The sequence below is a fragment of the Enterobacter sp. FB genome, from assembly GCF_000805795.1.
In the GTDB taxonomy this organism is placed as follows: Bacteria; Pseudomonadota; Gammaproteobacteria; order Enterobacterales; family Enterobacteriaceae; genus Enterobacter; species Enterobacter roggenkampii.
Genome location: NZ_JSZC01000013.1, coordinates 2,222,158 through 2,241,521, shown reverse-complemented (window position 1 = coordinate 2,241,521; position 19,364 = coordinate 2,222,158). Strand labels below are relative to the sequence as shown.

At 55.5% G+C, this 19,364-nt stretch carries 14 protein-coding genes; 11 read left to right on the top strand and 3 right to left on the bottom strand.

The window, feature by feature from the left end:
* Positions 1–245 precede the first annotated feature (245 nt).
* Positions 246–1,598, bottom strand: a complete 1,353-nt coding sequence (gene yegD, locus PI91_RS17760) for a molecular chaperone (protein ID WP_039266725.1) — start codon at positions 1,596–1,598, stop codon at positions 246–248.
* A 130-nt stretch (positions 1,599–1,728) separates the two neighbouring features.
* Here yegD and alkA point away from each other — a divergent pair, with 130 nt between their 5' ends.
* Positions 1,729–2,607 carry a DNA-3-methyladenine glycosylase 2 gene (gene alkA / locus PI91_RS17755; RefSeq protein WP_032675171.1) on the top strand — a complete coding sequence of 293 codons (879 nt, stop codon included), beginning with the start codon at positions 1,729–1,731 and terminating at the stop codon, positions 2,605–2,607.
* Here the strand turns inward: alkA and PI91_RS17750 are convergent.
* A complete protein-coding gene (locus PI91_RS17750) occupies positions 2,566–5,895 on the bottom strand; it encodes a diguanylate cyclase (RefSeq protein WP_039266724.1) in 3,330 nt (1,109 codons plus the stop codon). The genes alkA and PI91_RS17750 overlap by 42 nt on opposite strands.
* 346 nt (positions 5,896–6,241) lie before the next feature.
* Here PI91_RS17750 and udk point away from each other — a divergent pair, with 346 nt between their 5' ends.
* The 3 genes from udk (at position 6,242) to asmA (ending at position 9,429) form a co-directional block, all read left to right on the top strand.
* Positions 6,242–6,883, top strand: coding sequence for a uridine kinase (gene udk / locus PI91_RS17745; RefSeq protein ID WP_008500855.1), 642 nt, complete (start codon positions 6,242–6,244; stop codon positions 6,881–6,883).
* A gap of 91 nt (positions 6,884–6,974) precedes the next feature.
* Positions 6,975–7,556, top strand: a complete 582-nt coding sequence (dcd, locus tag PI91_RS17740; protein ID WP_008500854.1) for a dCTP deaminase — start codon at positions 6,975–6,977, stop codon at positions 7,554–7,556.
* Positions 7,557–7,578: 22 nt separating this feature from the next.
* On the top strand, positions 7,579–9,429 hold the full coding sequence (asmA, locus tag PI91_RS17735) for an outer membrane assembly protein AsmA (protein WP_039266723.1): 1,851 nt from the start codon (positions 7,579–7,581) through the stop codon (positions 9,427–9,429).
* A 90-nt stretch (positions 9,430–9,519) separates the two neighbouring features.
* On the opposite strand, the gene PI91_RS17730 is transcribed toward asmA, so the two are convergent.
* On the bottom strand, positions 9,520–11,103 hold the full coding sequence (locus PI91_RS17730) for a TerC family protein (RefSeq protein ID WP_008499412.1): 1,584 nt from the start codon (positions 11,101–11,103) through the stop codon (positions 9,520–9,522).
* 684 nt (positions 11,104–11,787) lie between these two features.
* Between PI91_RS17730 and PI91_RS17725 the strand changes: the two genes are divergently transcribed.
* From PI91_RS17725 to wcaD, 7 genes are all read left to right on the top strand, one after another.
* Positions 11,788–12,927 (top strand): polysaccharide export protein, encoded by a 1,140-nt coding sequence (locus PI91_RS17725; RefSeq protein WP_008499413.1) that lies wholly within the window; start codon positions 11,788–11,790, stop codon positions 12,925–12,927.
* A gap of 6 nt (positions 12,928–12,933) precedes the next feature.
* A complete protein-coding gene (wzb, locus tag PI91_RS17720) occupies positions 12,934–13,377 on the top strand; it encodes a low molecular weight protein-tyrosine-phosphatase Wzb (RefSeq protein ID WP_021241460.1) in 444 nt (147 codons plus the stop codon).
* A gap of 2 nt (positions 13,378–13,379) precedes the next feature.
* Entirely contained in the window at positions 13,380–15,542 is a 2,163-nt protein-coding gene (gene wzc / locus PI91_RS17715; protein WP_008499415.1) for a tyrosine-protein kinase Wzc, read from the top strand.
* Between the two features lie 65 nt (positions 15,543–15,607).
* Entirely contained in the window at positions 15,608–16,450 is an 843-nt protein-coding gene (gene wcaA, locus PI91_RS17710; protein ID WP_021241458.1) for a colanic acid biosynthesis glycosyltransferase WcaA, read from the top strand.
* Positions 16,450–16,941, top strand: coding sequence for a colanic acid biosynthesis acetyltransferase WcaB (wcaB, locus tag PI91_RS17705; protein ID WP_008499417.1), 492 nt, complete (start codon positions 16,450–16,452; stop codon positions 16,939–16,941). The genes wcaA and wcaB overlap by 1 nt, the downstream gene beginning before the upstream one ends.
* Positions 16,938–18,155 carry a colanic acid biosynthesis glycosyltransferase WcaC gene (gene wcaC, locus PI91_RS17700; RefSeq protein ID WP_008499418.1) on the top strand — a complete coding sequence of 406 codons (1,218 nt, stop codon included), beginning with the start codon at positions 16,938–16,940 and terminating at the stop codon, positions 18,153–18,155. Before wcaB ends, wcaC begins: the two co-directional genes overlap by 4 nt.
* On the top strand, positions 18,130–19,350 hold the full coding sequence (gene wcaD, locus PI91_RS17695) for a colanic acid polymerase WcaD (RefSeq protein WP_008499419.1): 1,221 nt from the start codon (positions 18,130–18,132) through the stop codon (positions 19,348–19,350). Before wcaC ends, wcaD begins: the two co-directional genes overlap by 26 nt.
* The last annotated feature ends 14 nt before the right edge of the window (positions 19,351–19,364 follow it).

The following is a 19,364-nucleotide window of genomic DNA, read 5'->3' as shown; positions in this document are numbered from 1 at the left end:
TACTTCGGGGAATGATACTAGTTTAGTCAGGCAACACAGCGGAAAAATGGAGGAAATATGGAAGACTGTCGGGAATTGTCTGAGTGTTGCCGGGTGACGCTTCGCTTACCCGGCCTACAAGGTAAATGCGAACGGCAACGGATGTTGCCGTTTTTGGTGTTTTGTGGGAGAGGGCACCAGACCGCACTACAACAACACACGTTTTGTAGGCCGGGTAGGCGAAGCCGCCACCCGGCACAACCGCACTAGCTAAACATCACCTGCGCCCAGCGCGCCAGCCCTGCGGTAACGGAGCCAAAGTCATCGCCGCCCGCGATAGGTATTCCCGGCAGCTGTTCGGCCAGCGCTTTCTTGATCAGCGGTGAACGAGCGCTACCGCCGGTCAGGTAAATCACGTCCGGCTTCTCTTTGCCGTTCTCCAGCGCGAGCTGCACCTGTTCCAGAATGCGCTGCAGCGGCTGGGCAAGCGCCGTCTCCAGCCCGTCCTGCGAAATGGCAGTGGCCAGTTCGTCACTGATAAACGGCAGGGAGACCGCATGTTCAGCGCGGTCGGACAGGGCGATTTTGCTCTCTTCCGCCGTACGCACCACGCGGTAGCTCAGACGCTGACGCCACACTTTATAGAGCAGGGCGACCTTTTCGCCGTCCTGGGCATCGCGCACCAGATCGTTAAGGAAGCGGCCGTTGGCGGTGCTGTAAAAATCGCTCTGCGCCGGCACGTCGTTGATGGCTATCGCGTTCCACCACGGCAGGATCGGCAGGGCGATGCCTTTTTCGGTTTGCTCCCCCATGCCGAGCAGCGGCATCAGGCTCTTGAAGGCCAGGGCGATATCCAGATCGTTACCGCCCACGCGGCAGCCGCTGTGCCCGAGCAGGCTGTTTTCACGATCGCGACGGCGATGCCACTGCGGCCCCATCAGCAGCAGCGAGCAGTCCGTCGTGCCCCCGCCGATGTCCACGACCAGCACGCGCTTCTCTTCCGTCAGCGTGGCTTCGAAGTCCAGCCCTGCGGCAACCGGTTCATACTGGAATACCACGTCGCGGAAGCCGGCGCGGTGCGCCGCGCGCTCCAGGATCCCCTGCGCCTGCTGGTTGGCCTCGTCGCCACCCAACCCCTGGAAGTTGATCGGGCGGCCAATCACCGCCTGGGTAATCGCATCGGAGACCTGCGTCTGCGCCTGCTGGCGAATATGCAGCATCATCGCGCACACCAGGTCTTCGAACAGCGCGACCTGCTGCGGCTTCAGGCCGCTGGCGCCGAGGAAGGATTTTGGCGACTTAACGAAGTAGACCTCTTCGGGGTCTTCAATGTAGTGCCCGAGCGAGGCGAGGCCGAACTGCACGCTGGAGGGCGTAACGTCGATGTCCTCCTCGCGGTTAAAGCTGACCGCCCGGCGCAGCAGCGCCTGGGTCTCCGCCGCCGTGGCCGGAACCTGATGGTGGCGGAACAGCCACTCGCTCACCGCTTCACGCGTCGGTGCGCAGAGCATAGACGGCAGCAGCGTGCTCTCTTTTTCCATCTTCAGGAGCCGTGGCTGCCCGTCTTGCATAATCGCAACCGAGCAGTTTGCCGTACCGTAGTCAAATCCAATAAACACGATGAATCCCCATGCCGGTGAGAAGGGGCGAGACTTTAACGAAATGTCTGCATGGCGACAACAGGAATATGAAAGCAAGGCAAAACAGGGTCTTTACGTTTATGCTGATAACACTAAAAAAGGAGCAACGATGTATACCCTCACCTGGCTTCCCCCTTATGACTGGCAGTGGATGTTTGGTTTTCTTGGCGCGCGCGCGGTAACGGGCATTGAAACCGTCACCAACGATTACTATGAGCGCAGTTTTGCCTGCGAGGGGCATCAGGGGATTTTCCGCGTGACGCCGGATCTCGCAACACATACGCTGACCGTGACGCTCAGCCCGGGGTTAATTCCGGTTGCGCAGGCGTGTCTTGAACGCATCGAACGCCTGTTCGATCTCCGCTGTAACCCGCAGCAAATAGCAGAAACGCTGGGCGAACTCGGTGCTGCAAGGCCAGGCTTGCGTTTACCGGGGGCGATGGATGCGTACGAGCAGGGCGTCCGGGCGATCCTCGGGCAGCTGGTGAGCGTGGCGATGGCGGCGAAGCTGGCGTCACGCGTGGTGGCGCTCTGTGGCGAACCGGTGGCGGATTGTCCGGGCTATCTCTGCTTCCCCACGCCCCAGGCGCTGGCGGCAGCGGACCCGCTGGCGCTGAAGGCGTTGGGTATGCCGCTAAAGCGCGCGGAGTCGCTGATTCATCTGGCGCAGTCGGTTATCGACGGAACGTTTCCGCTTTCCCCGCCCGCGAATACAGAAGAGGGGATGAAGGCGTTACAGCAGCGGCCGGGGATAGGGCGCTGGACGGCAAATTATCTGGCCCTGCGCGGCTGGCAGGCGAAAGATGTGTTTCTGCCGGATGATTACCTGATTAAACAGCGCTTCGCCGGAATGACGCCCGCGCAAATTCGTCGTTATGCCGAACGCTGGAAGCCGTGGCGCTCCTACGCGCTGCTGCACATCTGGTATACCGACGGCTGGGCACCGTCAGTTGATGGCGAAATAGCTGGTGTTGAGCAGAAGATCTAATGGCTGCGGCTCGGCGATGGTGTCACCAAAGATAAAATCGATGCCGATGCCGGAGAGCGTATCCATCATGATGGGCTGGTTACAGGGGCCCGCGATAGTTTTCATTCCCACACGCTGGGCGTGGCCCTGAACAATGGTCACCATCATCTCATCCATCAGATTGCCATACACGTTGGTTACCACCTCTGCATCCAGCATCAGATAGTCGGCCATATTCGCGGTCAGGTGGGTAAAGACGTTCATGTCGCGTCCCACCTGGCTGAAGATCACGCGGCAGCCCGCCTGGCGAAGCTTTTGCAGACCCCTATGCAGGTTTTTATCGGGGTTGCACACCACATCGGCAGAGATAACCAGATGCAGCAGACGGCCCGGCATCGGGCTTTTATCCAGCAGATCGAGCAGTTCATCGACCAGCGTCACGCTGGCTAAACCGGCCTCCGAGAGCGGCAGCGCCACGCCCATGCCTTTACTGGCGATCTGGGTGGCATAGGTGCGGAAAAACTCGCTAAAGATCCGTCTGTCGAGGGCGTGCAGAAGCTCAGGCTCCGCCAGACCCGAGCGGAAGGCATGCTCTTCCTGAACTTCGCCCTGGCTGGTCCACAGGCGTAACGACAGCAGCCAGAAATTACTGCTCTCCGGGATGCGCGGGGAGGCGACGCTGCGGGCAATCATCATCAGATGATTGTCTTTAATCATGTGCCACTGTTCATCAAGCGACATCATGCTGCGCGTGTGATGATCCCGCTCCTGCTGGGGTTCATACACCGTCACCATGCCGCGCCCGCTGTTTTTTGAGGCGTAACAGGCAATGTCCGCCTGCGACATGATCTCCGACGCCTGGTGGTTATTTTCATCAATCAGCGTGATGCCGGCGCTGGCGCCGATCCGGTGCAGGCGGCCTTCCCACATAAAGTGATAGTCGTTGATGGCATGAATCAGGCGACCGGCGATATAGCGCGCGCTTTCCAGGTTGCAGTCCGGTAACAGTAACCCGAACTCGTCCCCGCCCAGACGCGCCAGCACGTCGCTGGAGCGGAGCATGGTCAACATCAGGGAAGCCAGTTCCCGCAGCAGGGCATCACCCGCGGCGTGGCCAGCCGTGTCGTTGACGGCTTTGAAGCGATCGAGGTCGATAAACACCAGGGCATGGCGCTGGCGCGTTTCGCGAACGGTCTGCAAGAGCCGTTTGAGATGGTTTTCGAAGCTGACCCGGTTTGCCAGATGGGTCAGGGCATCGTGGGAGGCGCTGTAGCTTAGCTGGCGCAGCATTTTGCGCGACTCGGTGACGTCCTGAATGACGATCACCGAGCCAATATTCTGTCCATCCAGCGTGCTGAGCGGCGTAATGCTGTAGTGGATATCATAATTGCCGCCAGTACGGCAGTTCAGCACCACATCCTGATCGATATCGGAACGGGACATATCGCCGCTGTGAATATTCTCCATCAGCGGCCCTTTTTCACCGAAGGTAATGTGTAACACCTTCAGGATCGGCTGGCCGATAGCCTCGGTCTGCAGCCAGCCGCTCATTTTCTCCGCGACCGGGTTCATAAAGGTGACGTTCATGTTGATATCGGTGCACAGCACCGCTTCACCGATGGAGTCGAGGGTAATGTGCAGACGCTCTTTTTCCTGGAAGAGGGCCTCGTTAAGCTGCTTAACCTCGGTCATGTCCATGTTGATGCCGAGCAGCCGTTCAACTTCCCCCTGCTTATTGAGCACCCGGTTCGCCAGGGAGCGAATATGACGCACGCCTTCCTTCACGCGGATGCGGAATTCCAGCTTAAACGGCAGACGGGAAATCAGGGAGTCCCGCAGCACCTGCTCAGCGTGGACGCGATCCTCCGGCAGCATCGTGTCGTGCCAGAGCTGCCAGGTGGGCTTGATGTGCGGCGGTATTTCATAAAGCTCAAACATCCGCTTATCCCAGCTGATAATGTCGGGTTCCAGATCCCACTCCCAGATGCCGATGCCCCCGGCTTCGTTAGCCAGCGTAATGCGCTCCATCAGGCGCTTATTGACCCACTCGGTCTGCTTCAGATCGTTAATGTCTTCAATCTGGGCAATAAAATAGAGCGGCGAGCCGTCGGCATGACGCACCACGGAGACGGCAAGAAGCGCCCAGACCACTTCCCCGTCGCGGGTGTAATAGCGCTTTTCGAGGGAGTAGGTATTGATCTCGCCGTTGACCAGCTGTTCGAGCTGCTCGAGGTCGGTATTCAGATCTTCTGGCCAGGTGAGCTGCTGGAAGGTCAGTGACTGAAGCTCCGTCTGGCTGTAGCCGAGGAAATTGCACAGCGCCTTGTTAGCCTGAAGCCATTTGCCTTCAATGCTGACCAGCGCCATACCGATGGCGGAATATTCCATCGCGTTACGAAAGCGCTCTTCGCTTTCGGTGATATGTTTGCGTTCGGCGCGGAAGGCGTACATCACCATGGTCATGACGTTAGCGGGCAGGAGCAGCATCAGGAACGGCAGCCAGGGAGCGTTCAGCATCGGCCCGGCGTGCTGGGTGGTCAGCGCCAGAGGATTGCGGGCAATCATCAGCGACACCACCATCACGGTGACCAGAAACACCATGAACGCTTCCATCCGCGGCAGGCGCACGGCGCTCCACATCAGCAGAACGATCACGCAGGTGAAGGGCCACGGCAGCCAGGTGATGGCTGCCCAACTGAGGGCTAACGTCACGGCCAGCGTGGTCAGCGTTTCCAGCAGCAATCGCGGGTCACGGTGGCGCAGCAGATAATGCGGCTTAAATAACAGCCCCAGTGGCACCAGCGCCAGTGCGCCAATGGCTTCTGACAACACCCAGACGAAGAAATTACGCAGGGGCTCAGAGCCGGGTGCCAGCAGAGACACCAGAATGCCGCCCATCAGTGGCGGCACCAGCGCGCTGCCGATGGCCACGCGGATCCAGTCGTTCAGATTCTGCAGCGGGTTGTACCACGGGAGCCATTTACGCAGGAACAGCGCGCCGATAACGGCCTCAATGACGTTGACTGCAGGGTAGATGAGGCTGACCGACCCCCAGGAGAACAGCATCCATGAGGCCAGAATATTGCCGAACGAACAGGCCAGGGCAATGCCCGGCCACATTTTTCCGGCATGGCGGTAAAACGCCACCATAATAATGGCGGTGGGAAACCAGAGCGGGGCCAGCAGGGTGCCGAAGCGGGTGAGCTCCAGCGAAAATAAGGTAAAGATAAAGGTGACCAGGCCCAGACAGACAAGTCGTAATAAAGGATGTGGGGTGGTCACCAAAACCCGCTGGTATTGTTTATTCATTACCGCTTTATCCAGAGACGCCATGCCGTCAGGGAAGAAGATGTCCGAACGCGTGAATTTGATAATTTGGTTTATGCTAGTACAAACAATTTACAATTCATATGGTGACCGCTCAGAATTTGACAACACAGACTTATTAAATACTTACTCGGTGAAAAAAAACGGGTAAGCGGCGAAAAAATGCGCATTTAAATTTCATTCAGGGAATAACTCGTCACTTTTCGGTCAGTCTCGCAGAACCTGAGTATTCGACTGGTATCACGCCCGCGAAATCCCTATAATTGCCGCGTTTGACGCTCCGGCGTCGTCCTTCCTTTACATCCAGGTTAATCAGGTCGCTAAATTTATGACTGATAAGTCTCATCAGTGCGTCATTATAGGCATCGCCGGCGCATCGGCTTCAGGTAAAAGTCTAATTGCCAGTACGCTTTATCGCGAACTGCGTGAACAAGTAGGTGATGAGCATATCGGCGTCATTCCCGAAGACAGCTATTACAAAGATCAATCCCATCTGTCGATGGAAGAGCGCGTTAAAACGAACTATGACCACCCAAATGCGATGGATCACAGCCTGCTGTTCCAGCATTTAGAAGCGCTTAAGAGCGGCCAGGCGATCGAACTGCCCGTTTACAGTTACGTAGAACATACCCGCACCCAGGAAACGATCCGCATCGAGCCGAAAAAGGTCATTATCCTTGAAGGCATCCTGCTGCTGACCGACGCCCGCCTGCGTGAATCCATGAACTTCTCGATTTTCGTCGATACCCCGCTGGATATTTGCCTGATGCGCCGCATCAAGCGTGACGTTAATGAACGCGGCCGCTCAATGGACTCCGTGATGGCGCAATACCAGAAAACGGTCCGCCCGATGTTCCTGCAGTTTATTGAGCCCTCCAAACAATACGCCGATATCATCGTGCCGCGCGGGGGTAAAAACCGCATCGCGATCGATATCTTAAAAGCGAAAATCAGCCAGTTTTTTGAATAAGCCGCGTGAATTGTGTACCGTTCAGAGATAACCTGGTTTTACCCTGAGCGCTTACCGGCTCAGGGTACGATGCATGAAAGGAGAAAAAGGCATGCGTCTTTGTGATCGCGATATTGAAGCCTGGCTGGATGAAGGCCGTTTGTCTATTACCCCACGTCCACCTGTTGAGCGTATCAATGGGGTGACCGTCGATGTCCGGTTGGGGAATAAATTCCGCACCTTTAGCGGCCATACCGCACCGTTCATTGACCTCAGCGGACCGAAGGACGAAGTCAGCGCCGCGCTCGATCGCGTGATGAGTGACGAAATCGTAATCGAAGATGGCGAAGCCTTTTATCTGCATCCGGGTGAACTGGCGCTGGCGGTAACGTTTGAATCCGTCACCCTGCCTGCGGACCTCGTCGGCTGGCTTGACGGCCGTTCTTCGCTGGCGCGACTGGGACTGATGGTACACGTGACCGCGCACCGTATCGATCCAGGCTGGTCGGGCCGTATTGTGCTGGAATTCTTCAATGCCGGTAAATTGCCGCTGGCGCTTCGTCCGGGGATGATGATCGGCGCGTTAAGTTTTGAACCGCTGTCAGGCCCGGCAGACAGGCCGTATAACCGCCGTCAGGACGCAAAATATCGCGACCAGCAGGGTGCGGTTGCCAGCCGTATTGATAAAGACTGATCGTTAGTCCATTGAGGATGCCATGAGAAGAGTTCTGACAACGCTGATGATTTTGCTGGTGGTGCTGGTGGCTGGCCTTTCGGCGTTGGTTCTGCTGGTTAACCCTAACGACTTCCGCGCGTACATGGTGCGGCAGGTTGAGGCACGCAGTGGTTATCAACTGAAGCTGGACGGGCCGCTGCGCTGGCACGTCTGGCCGCAGCTCAGCATTCTCTCTGGCCGCATGTCGCTCACGGCGCCGGGGGCGTCCCAGCCGCTGGTGTCCGCAGACAACATGCGACTTGATGTGGCGCTGATCCCGCTCATTTCCCATCAGCTGCAGGTGAATCAGGTGATGCTGAAAGGCGCGGTGATTCAGCTCACCCCGCAAACTGAAGCTGTCCGTGATGCCAACGCGCCGGTGGCACCGCGTGAAAATACCCTGCCTGATGAACCGTCTGATACTGGCTGGTCCTTTGATATTGGCAAACTGAAAGTGGCCGATAGCGTGCTGGTTTTCCAGCATGAGCACGAAGAGCTGGTCACCGTTCGCAACATTAATCTGCAGATGGAACAGGATGAGCACCATCTTGCATCGGTGGAATTCAGCGGGCGCGTGAACCGCGATCAGCGGGATTTGACGCTGTCGTTGAAGGCTAAAGTGAATGCGTCAGACTATCCGCATCAGCTCACGGCGAACATCCAGCAGCTCAACTGGCAGCTGACGGGGGCCAATCTGCCCACCCAGGGGATCGCCGGTCAGGGGACGCTGCAGGCCGTGTGGCGTGAGGAACAAAAACAGCTGGAGCTGGATAATCTCAACCTGCAGGCAAACGACAGTAGCCTGAAGGGGCAGGCGAGCGTCACCTTTGCAGAGAAGCCGAAGTGGGTGCTGAATCTGCAATTTGACAAACTCAACCTGGAAAACCTGTTGCCACCTCTGCCAGCCAGCGCCACGGACAGCGAGGCGACGCAGACGGGGCAAAGCCAGGCACCGGTATCACGTCCGGTTATTTCGTCGAATCTCGATCAACCTGACTATAACGCTCTGCGCGGATTCACGGCGGATATTCTGCTGAAAGCCACCAGCCTGCGCTGGCGCGGCATGGACTTTACCGACGTGAGCAGCCAGATGTTTAACCATAACGGTTTGCTGGTGATCTCCGAACTGAGCGGCAAGATGGGCGCAGGACACCTCTCACTGCCCGGCACGCTGGATGTCCGTAAAGACGTTGCCAGCGCCGAATTCCAGCCGCGTCTCGATAACGTTGAGATAGGGACCATCCTGACCGCGTTTAACTACCCGATCTCTCTGACGGGGCAGTTGACCCTCGCGGGTGATTTCTCCGGCACGAAAATTGATGCCGATGCTTTCCGCCGCGAGTGGCAGGGGCAGGCGCATCTTGATCTGAAAAACTCCCGTATGGAAGGGCTTAACTTCCAGCAGCTGGTACAGCAGGCGGTGGAGCGCAGCAGCGATGTGAAAGCCCAGGAGAGCTACGACAGTGCCACGCGCCTCGACAGCTTCACCACGGACCTGACGCTGAACAACGGACAACTCTCTCTCGACGGAATGCAGGGTACCTCTTCACTCTTATCCTTAACGGGCGAGGGTAAGCTGGATCTGGTCAAAGAGACGGCGGACACGCGCTTTAACGTGCGGGTACTTTCCGGCTGGCAGGGGGAAAGCAAGCTCATCGACTTCCTGAAAGAGACGCCGGTCCCATTGAGCGTATACGGCAAATGGCAGGCCCTGAATTACAGTCTGCAGGTGGATCAGATCCTGCGTAAGCATCTGCAGGATGAAGCGAAACGTCGACTCAGCGGCTGGGCGGATCGTAATAAAGATTCACAGGACGGCAAGGATGTGAAGAAGCTGCTGGATAAGCTGTGATGCCTGTTGCGCCGGGGGGCGGCTTCGCCTTACCCGGCCTACAAAAACCGAACACCGCAGGCCGGGTGAGCGAAACGCCACCCGGCTTTTTTACACCTCAAAATCCAGTTCTTCCTCTTCCCGCAGCGGTATTAGCTGAACCTTCTGCACGCGATGGTTTTCAATCTGGAGCGTTTTAAGCCGATAGTCGCCGACCTGAACCTCTTCCCCCGGCTGTGGGATACGCTGCAAATACTCCATCAGCAGACCGGCAATGGTGTGGTATTCCCGTTTATCATCCAGCGGCAGCGGCACATACTGCACCAGGTCTTCCAGCGGCATATGGCCGTTAGCCGTCCACGAGCCGTCGGCGTTTTTCTGAATGTCGTGGCGGGCGTCAATCTCATCCACCTCGTTTGGCAGATTACCGGCAATGGTTTCCATCACGTCGCTGAGCGTGACCAGCCCTTCCACCGAACCAAACTCATCCACCACAAAGGCAAAGTGGGTGCGCGCGTTACGGAATTGCTCAAGGGCGGAAAGCAACGGCAGCCCCTCCGGGAAGACCAGCGGCTGGCGAACCAGGGCGCGGAGATTGAGCGGCTCACCGTGGAGCTGCTGCTGGAGCAGATCAATGACGTGTACCACGCCCAATAGCTCCTCTTCCGCTTCCCCGCCGGTCACCACCACGCGGGTGTGCTGGTTTTTATCCAGCAGGGCGCGAATGTGCGCTTCCGGGGCCGTCAGGTCAATATGCTCAATGTCATGCCGCGACGTCATAATGCTGCTGACCGTACGCTGGTTCAGATTGAGCACTCGCTCAATCATCCGTCGTTCCTGCGGGTCAAAGATCTGCCCGTCGCTGTGGTCGGCCAGCATGGCGGAGGATTCGGCGTCCAGCTCCGCATCCTCTTTCTTGCCGCTTAACAGACGCATGACCGTGTCGGCTGTGCGCTGACGCAGAGTCTGATTGGCGGAAAGGAAGCGACGGCGGTTGAATATCGCCAGCTGGTTAAGCGCTTCAATCATGACGGAGAACCCGATGGCGGCATACAGGTAGCCTTTCGGAATATGGAAGCCAAAACCGTCGGCCACCAGGCTGAAGCCAATCATCAGCAGGAAGCTCAGGCAAAGGATAACGATGGTCGGGTGACTGTTCACGAAGCGGGTCAGTGCCTTGCTGGCCATGACCATCAGCGTGATGGCAATAATGACCGCGGCCATCATCACCGCAAGGTGGTCCACCATCCCGACGGCGGTGATCACCGAGTCCAGGGAGAAGACCGCATCCAGCACCACGATTTGCGCGACCACCGGCCAGAATTTTGCTCCGCGGCGCTGGGTCGGGTTCTCGCTGTCTTTGCCTTCCAGCCGCTCGTTGAGCTCCACGGTGGCTTTGAACAGCAGGAATAGCCCGCCGAAAAGCATGATCAGATCGCGGGCACTAAAGCTCAGACCGTGAATGGAGAACAGAGGCTGAGTGAGCGTGACCAGCCAGGAAATAGAGGCCAGCAGCAGTAAGCGCATCACCATCGCCAGCAGCAGCCCCGTTACGCGCGCGCGATCGCGCTGGGAAGGGGGCAGTTTTTCAGCGAGGATGGCGATAAAAACCAGATTATCAATCCCGAGCACCAGCTCGATGACAACCAGCGTAACCAGCCCGGCCCAGATTGAGGGATCGGCAATCCATTCCATAGTAGTAGCAATACCTTCTGTAATATGACTAATGACACAATTCGATCATGGATAAAGCTGTGGGAAAATGCAATGTCAGTATGAGATTTCTCTCAATAATCATTAAATTAAAACTGGCGGGTATAATAGTTTTAATTTATCCAGAAAATCTGTATTTATCCGAAATAACAAAATTAAGAAATATCGCATTAAAAGATGGTCAATCATAACGCTGTCAACATAAAGAAATTCTTAAAAATAAAGTGCATTTCTAAATAAATTCTTAAAAATTGACGTTCGGAACCCGTTTTCTTGCCTGTTTTGGGATTAACTGTTACAAGATTATTAGCCTAAAAAAGGATATCTCCCGTTACGGATTGATGTTTTTTTTGGGCGATTAACGAAATAGTGCCTGCGTATTTTGAATGCTTCATTTATTTCACCAGCAAAAAATTCTTGAGGTTTTTTGCCTGTAATTCATTGTGTTATAGCGTATTGGTAGCTGGAAGCCAAGGGCGGTAGCGTGCCTGAATGTGTGTGGGTGGGCCATGATTACGTTGTCAACAGTGACTGGCCAAATAGCGTTTTTTTTAGGAATGATGCCACTTATATTTTTATTTAATTAGCTACATTCTTAATGCATTTTAGATTCACACGTATTTAAATTGCACAGGATAATTACTCTGCCAAAGTGATAAATAATCAATGATGAACTCCAAAATGAAATTGATGCCATTATTGGTGTCTGTGACCTTGATGAGCGGTTGCACGGTCTTTCCCGGAAGCAATATGTCTACAATGGGCAAGGATGTGATCAAGCAACAGGATGCCGATTTTGATCTCGACAAAATGGTGAATGTTTATCCACTTACGCCTCGTCTGGTCGAACAATTACGCCCACGTCCAAACGTTGCCCAGCCAAATATGTCACTGGACCAGGAAATTGCTTCCTACCAGTATCGCGTAGGGCCTGGAGACGTCATTAACGTGACCGTCTGGGATCACCCCGAACTGACCACGCCAGCGGGCCAGTACCGTAGCTCAAGCGACACCGGTAACTGGGTGCAGTCAGATGGCACCATGTTCTATCCCTACATTGGTAAAGTCCATGTAGCAGGGAAAACGCTTGCCGAGATCCGCAGTGATATTACCGGCCGCTTAGCGCAGTACATCGCCGATCCGCAGGTGGACGTTAATATCGCCGCATTCCGCTCGCAAAAAGCCTATATCTCCGGCCAGGTGAACAAATCTGGTCAGCAGGCCATCACCAACGTTCCTCTGACCGTGCTGGACGCCATTAACGCCGCAGGCGGGTTAACCGACGGCGCCGACTGGCGCAACGTGGTACTGACCCACAACGGGAAAGAGCAGCGCATTTCGCTGCAGGCGCTGATGCAAAACGGCGATCTGACCCAGAACCGCCTGCTTTATCCGGGCGACATCCTCTATGTACCACGCAATGACGATCTTAAAGTCTTCGTGATGGGTGAAGTGAAGAAACAGAGCACCCTCAAGATGGACTTCAGCGGTATGACGCTGACCGAAGCGCTGGGCAATGCTGAGGGTATCGATCTGACGACCTCTAACGCGACCGGTATCTTTGTGATCCGTCCGCTGAAAGGTGAGGGCAGCGCGAAAGGCAAGATTGCCAACATCTACCAGCTGGATATGTCCGATGCGACCTCTCTGGTGATGGCGACGGAGTTCCGTCTCCAGCCATACGACGTGGTGTATGTCACTACCGCACCGGTTGCCCGCTGGAACCGTCTGATCAACCAGTTGCTGCCAACCATCAGTGGCGTTCGCTACATGACGGATACGGCGCGCGACATTCATACCTGGTAATCCGCGATGTTTAACAAAATTCTGGTGGTATGCGTGGGGAACATTTGCCGTTCCCCTACGGCTGAACGGTTGTTGAAACACTACCAGCCCGAACTGACCGTTGATTCGGCAGGGCTGGGTGCACTGGTCGGTAAAGGTGCCGATGAGCGCGCAATGAGCGTGGCGCGGGACCATCACCTCTCTCTCGACGGGCATGTTGCCCGCCAGGTCACTGGTCGCATGTGCCGTGAGTATGACCTGATTCTGGCGATGGAAAAACGCCATATTCAAGCGCTGTGCGATATCGCTCCGGAGATGCGCGGTAAGGTGATGCTGTTTGGACACTGGGACAATGAGCGTGAAATTCCCGATCCATATCGCAAAAGCCATGAGGCTTTCGAGGCGGTTTACACCTTACTTGACCAGTCTGCCCAACAGTGGGCGCAGGCACTGAAAGCTCAGCAGGGATAACAATGACAGAAAAAACAAAACCTTCTGCCGCCCCGACTTCGGGCAGTGATGAAATTGATATTGGGCGCCTGGTTGGCACGGTTATCGAGGCAAAGTGGTGGGTGCTGGGCATTACCGCCGTGTTTGCCGCGGCGGCCGTCGTCTATACGCTGTTCGCCACCCCTATCTACAGCGCCGATGCGCTGGTGCAGATCGAGCAGAATACCGGTAACTCGCTGGTGCAGGACATTGGCTCCGCGCTGGCGAACAAGCCGCCGGCCTCTGACGCTGAAATCCAGCTCATCCAGTCACGTCTGGTGCTGGGTAAAACGGTTCACGACCTTGGGCTCGATATCTCCGTCACCAAAAATACCTTCCCAATCTTTGGGGCGGGCTGGGATCGGCTGATGGGCAGAAGCAACGACACGGTGAAGGTCACTGACTTCGTGCTGCCAAAAGGGGCAGCCGATCAGACCTTTACCCTGACGGTGCTTGGCCCGAAACAGTATCAGTTGACCAGCGACGCGGGCTTTAGCGCGCGCGGTGAAGTCGGACAGATGCTGAGCAAAGACGGCGTCAGCATGATGGTCAGTGCGATCAACGCCCAGGAGGGCGGGGAGTTTACCGTCACCAAATTCTCCACGCTGGGGATGATCAACAACCTGCAAAACAACCTGACCGTTACCGAAAACGGTAAGGACACCGGCGTGCTGAGCATGACCTTTACCGGGGAAGATAAGGATCAGATCCGCGACATCCTGAACAGCATTACCCGCAACTACCTTGAGCAGAACGTTGAGCGTAAGTCGGCTGAAGCGGCGAAAAGCCTGGCGTTCCTGTCGAAACAGCTCCCGGAAGTGCGCGCCCGCCTGGATGATGCCGAGAACAAGCTGAACGCCTACCGCCAGGATAAAGACTCTGTCGACCTGCCGCTGGAGGCGAAATCGGTCCTCGATTCGATGGTCAACATTGACGCTCAGCTCAACGAGCTGACCTTCAAAGAGGCGGAGATCTCCAAGCTTTACACCAAACGTCACCCGGCTTACCGCACGCTGCTGGAGAAACGCCGCACGCTGGAAGAGGAGAAGGCGAAGCTCAATGACCGTGTGACCGCGATGCCGAAAACGCAGCAGGAGATCGTGCGTCTGACCCGCGACGTGGAGTCAGGACAGCAGGTTTACATGCAGCTGCTGAACAAGCAGCAGGAGCTGAAAATCACCGAGGCAAGCACCGTGGGTGACGTGCGCATCGTCGACCCGGCGATTACCCAGCCAGGTGTGCTGAAGCCGAAGAAAGCGCTGATCATTCTCGGCAGCATTATTCTCGGCCTGATGCTCTCCATCGTTGGCGTGCTGCTGCGTTCGCTGTTCAACCGCGGTATCGAAAGCCCGCAGGTGCTGGAAGAGAACGGTATCAACGTCTATGCCAGCATTCCGCTGTCTGAGTGGCAAAAATCCCGTGACAGCGTGAAAACCATCAAAGGCGTTAAGCGTTACAAACAGAGCCAGCTGCTGGCGGTGGGTAACCCAACCGACCTGGCGATTGAAGCGATACGCAGCCTGCGTACCAGTCTGCACTTCGCCATGATGCAGGCTAAAAACAACGTCCTGATGCTGACCGGTGTTAGCCCGTCAATCGGTAAAACCTTCGTCTGCGCCAACCTGGCGGCTGTCGTTAGCCAGACCAACAAGCGCGTGCTGCTGATCGACTGCGATATGCGTAAGGGCTACACCCACGAGCTGCTGGGCACCAACAACGTCAACGGTCTGTCGGAGATCCTGCTTGGCAAAGGTGACATCAGCCAGAGCGCAAAACCGACTACCGTGCCGAAATTTGACCTGATCCCACGTGGGCAGGTGCCGCCTAACCCGTCCGAGCTGCTGATGAGCGAACGCTTTACCGAGCTGGTGGAGTGGGCGAGCAAAAACTACGACCTGGTGCTGATCGATACGCCGCCGATTCTGGCCGTGACCGACGCTGCCGTTGTGGGTCGCCATGCGGGTACGACGCTGATGGTGGCGCGTTACGCGGTGAACACCCTGAAAGAGGTGGAAACCAGCCTGAGCCGCTTCGAGCAGAACGGGATTGAGGTGAAAGGGGTGATCCTGAACTCCATCTTCCGCCGTGCGACCGGGTACCAGGATTACGGGTATTACGAGTACGAATATAAGTCTGACAGCAAATAACAATCCCCCTCACCCTAACCCTCTCCCGAGGGGAGAGGGGCGGGGTGAGGGATCAGGGGAAGATCATGACCACACAACGCCCTTTAGTTTCAATCTATATGCCGACATGGAATCGTCAGCAGCTGGCGATCCGCGCAATCAAGTCGGTGTTACGTCAGGATTACGATAACTGGGAGCTGATCATCGTTGATGACTGCTCTTCCTCGTATGAACAGCTGCAAAAATTCGTGACTGACCTCAACGACCCGCGGGTGGTCTATACCCACAACGAGATTAACTCTGGCGCCTGTGCTGTACGTAATCAGGCGATTATGCAGGCCAAAGGGCAGTATCTGACCGGCATCGACGACGATGACGAATGGACGCCGAACCGCCTGTCTATTTTCCTGTCGCATAAAGAGCAGCTGGTCACGCACGCGTTCCTGTATGCCAACGACTATGTCTGTCAGGGCGAGGTGTACTCGCAGCCTGCCAGCCTGCCGCTCTATCCGAAATCACCGTACTCTCGACGCCTGTTCTACAAGCGCAACATCATTGGTAACCAGGTCTTCACCTGGGCGTGGCGCTTCAAGGAGTGCCTGTTCGATACCGAACTGAAGGCCGCGCAGGATTACGACATCTTCCTGCGGATGGTGGTGGAGTATGGCGAGCCGTGGAAAGTGGAAGAGGCCACACAGATCCTGCACATCAACCACGGGGAGATGCAGATCACCTCGTCGCCGAAGAAGTTCTCGGGCTACTTCCATTTTTACCGCAAGCACAAGGACAAGTTTGACCGTGCCAGCCGTAAATATCAGCTCTTTACCCTCTATCAGATCCGCAATAAGCGCATGAACTGGCGCACGCTGCTGACGCTGTTGTCCATACGTAACGGCAAGCGCCTGGCTGATGGACTTCGGGGGAAATAATGTTTCTGGAAGATTGCCGCGCTAACAGCTGGAGCCTGCGCCCTTGCTGCATGGTTCTGGCGTACCGCATCGCGCATTTTTGCTCGGTGTGGCGTAAGAAAAATATCCTGAACAACATCTGGGCGGCCCCCGTGCTGGTGCTGTACCGCATCATTACCGAATGCTTTTTTGGCTATGAAATTCAGGCCGCTGCCACCATTGGCCGTCGCTTTACCATCCATCACGGCTATGCGGTGGTGATCAACAAGTTCGTGGTCGCCGGGGATGATTTCACCATCCGCCATGGGGTGACCATTGGCAACCGTGGGCCAGACAGCCTGGCCTGCCCGGTCATTGGCAATAACGTCGAGCTGGGCGCGAACGTGGTGATCATTGGCGACATTACGATTGGTAACAACGTCACGATTGGTGCGGGCAGCGTGGTGCTGGACACCATTCCGGATAACGCGCTGGTGGTGGGAGAAAAAGCCCGCGTGAAGGTGATTAAATGAATATTCTGCAATTTAACGTACGCCTCGCAGAAGGCGGAGCGGCAGGGGTGGCGCTGGATCTGCACCAGCGCGCGTTGCAAAAAGGACTTCAGTCTCGTTTTATTTATGGCTATGGCAAGGGCGGCAAGAAAAGCGTCAGTCACGATAACTTCCCGCAGGTGCATAAGCACACGCCGCGCCTGACCTCGATTGCCAACATTGCGTTGTTCCGTCTGTTTAACCGCGATCTGTTTGGCAACCTGAATACGCTTTATCGCACGGTGACCCGCACTACCGGCCCGGTTGTGCTGCATTTTCACGTGCTGCACAGCTACTGGCTCAATCTGGAAGAGGTGGTGGCGTTTTGCCAGAAGGTGCAGGCCCACAAGCCCGACACCCGCTTCGTCTGGACGCTGCACGATCACTGGAGCGTAACCGGCCGTTGCGCGTTTACCGACGGCTGCGAAGGCTGGAAAAACAACTGCCAGAAATGCCCGACGCTGAGTAACTATCCGCCGGTGAAGGTGGATCGCGCGCACAAGCTGGTGGCCGGAAAGCGTCAGCTTTTCCGCGACATGCTCTCGCTCGGCTGTACGTTTATCTCCCCGAGCCAGCACGTGGCCGATGCCTTCAACAGTCTGTATGGGGCAGGGCGCTGCCAGATTATTAACAACGGCATCGACGTGGCGACGGAAGCCATTCTCGCCGACCTGACGCCGGTGGCGCAAACCACGGGCAAACCGAAAATCGCTATCGTTGCGCATGACCTGCGTTACGACGGGAAAACCAACCAGCAGCTGGTGCGCGACATGATGGCGCTGGGTGACAAAATTGAGCTTCACACCTTCGGCAAATTTTCACCGTTTGAAGGGACTAACGTGGTCAACCACGGGTTTGAAACCGATAAGCGCAAGCTGATGAGCGCGCTGAATGAAATGGATGCGCTGGTGTTCAGCTCCCGCGTGGATAACTACCCGCTGATCCTCTGTGAAGCGCTCTCCATCGGCGTGCCGGTGATTGCCACCCACAGCGATGCGGCACGTGAGGTGCTGGAAAAATCCGGCGGGAAAACTTTTGCGGAGCAGGAGGTTCTGCCGCTGGTGCAATTGCCGAAGGCGCAGATCGCTCAGGCCGTTTTTGGCACCGACCTGGAATCGTTCCGCAACCGCAGCCGCAAGGCCTACAGTGGACAACAGATGCTGGAGGAGTATGTCTCGTTCTATCAGAATCTGTAGTTATCTGCTGCTGCCGCTGATTTACCTGCTGGTCAACGTTAAGATTGCCCAGCTCGGCGAAAGCTTCCCGATAACCATCGTCACCTTCTTGCCCGTTCTGCTTCTGCTGTATGTCGATAAAATCAACCTGAAGAAGCTGATGATTGCCTTAGGGTTGGGTACGGGCCTGACGCTGTTTAACTATATCTTCGGCCAGTCGCTGGATGCCAGTAAATACGTCACCTCGACCATGCTGTTTGTTTATATTGTCATTATTATCGGCATGGTCTGGAGTATTCGCTTTAAAACGATTTCTCCGCACAATTATCGGAAAATCCTCAGGTTCTTTTATATTGCCGTTGCGTTAATTGTTATGCTTGCTGCTATGGAGATGGCGCAAATTATTCTTACCGGCGGCAGCAGCCTGATGGAGATAATTTCGAAATATCTCATTTACAGCAACAGCTATGTATTGAACTTCATCAAGTTCGGCGGGAAGCGTACCACGGCACTCTATTTTGAACCGGCGTTTTTCGCTTTGGCGTTAATCTCAATTTGGCTCAGCATCAAACAGTTTGGTATCAAAACGCCTAAGACCGATGCTATGATTCTTGCAGGAATCGTTCTGTCTGGATCGTTCTCAGGGGTAATGACATTTATCCTGTTTTACCTGCTGGAATGGGCGTTTCAGTACCTGAACAAAGATGCGATTAAGAAAAAACTGCCGCTGGCGATTATCTCCCTGACGGTATTTATGGTGGGCGTGATATTTGCTTTCCCCTACATCTCAGAACGTCTGGGTGATTTGGGAACGGAAGGATCCTCGTCCTATTATCGCATCATTGGACCACTGGTGATGGTGGGTTATTCCTTAACCCATATTGATGGTGTAGTAAGATTCGGCTCACTTTACGAATATGTTGCATCATTCGGAATCTTTAACGGTGCGGATGTCGGTAAAACCATAGACAATGGTCTGTATCTGTTAATTATTTATTTTTCGTGGTTCGCCGTACTGTTGACGCTGTGGTATCTGTTTAAAGTTTTCAAAATGATGATTAACGCGTTTGGTGATAACCAGAACTTTCGCGTGCAACTTTATCTGTTTACGCCGGTGTCGCTGTTTTTTACCGGGTCAATATTTAGCCCGGAATATGCTTTCTTGATTGTCTGTCCGTTTATTCTGCGCAAAGCGCTTAATATTACGCACGTATGACGAAATGAGGTGAT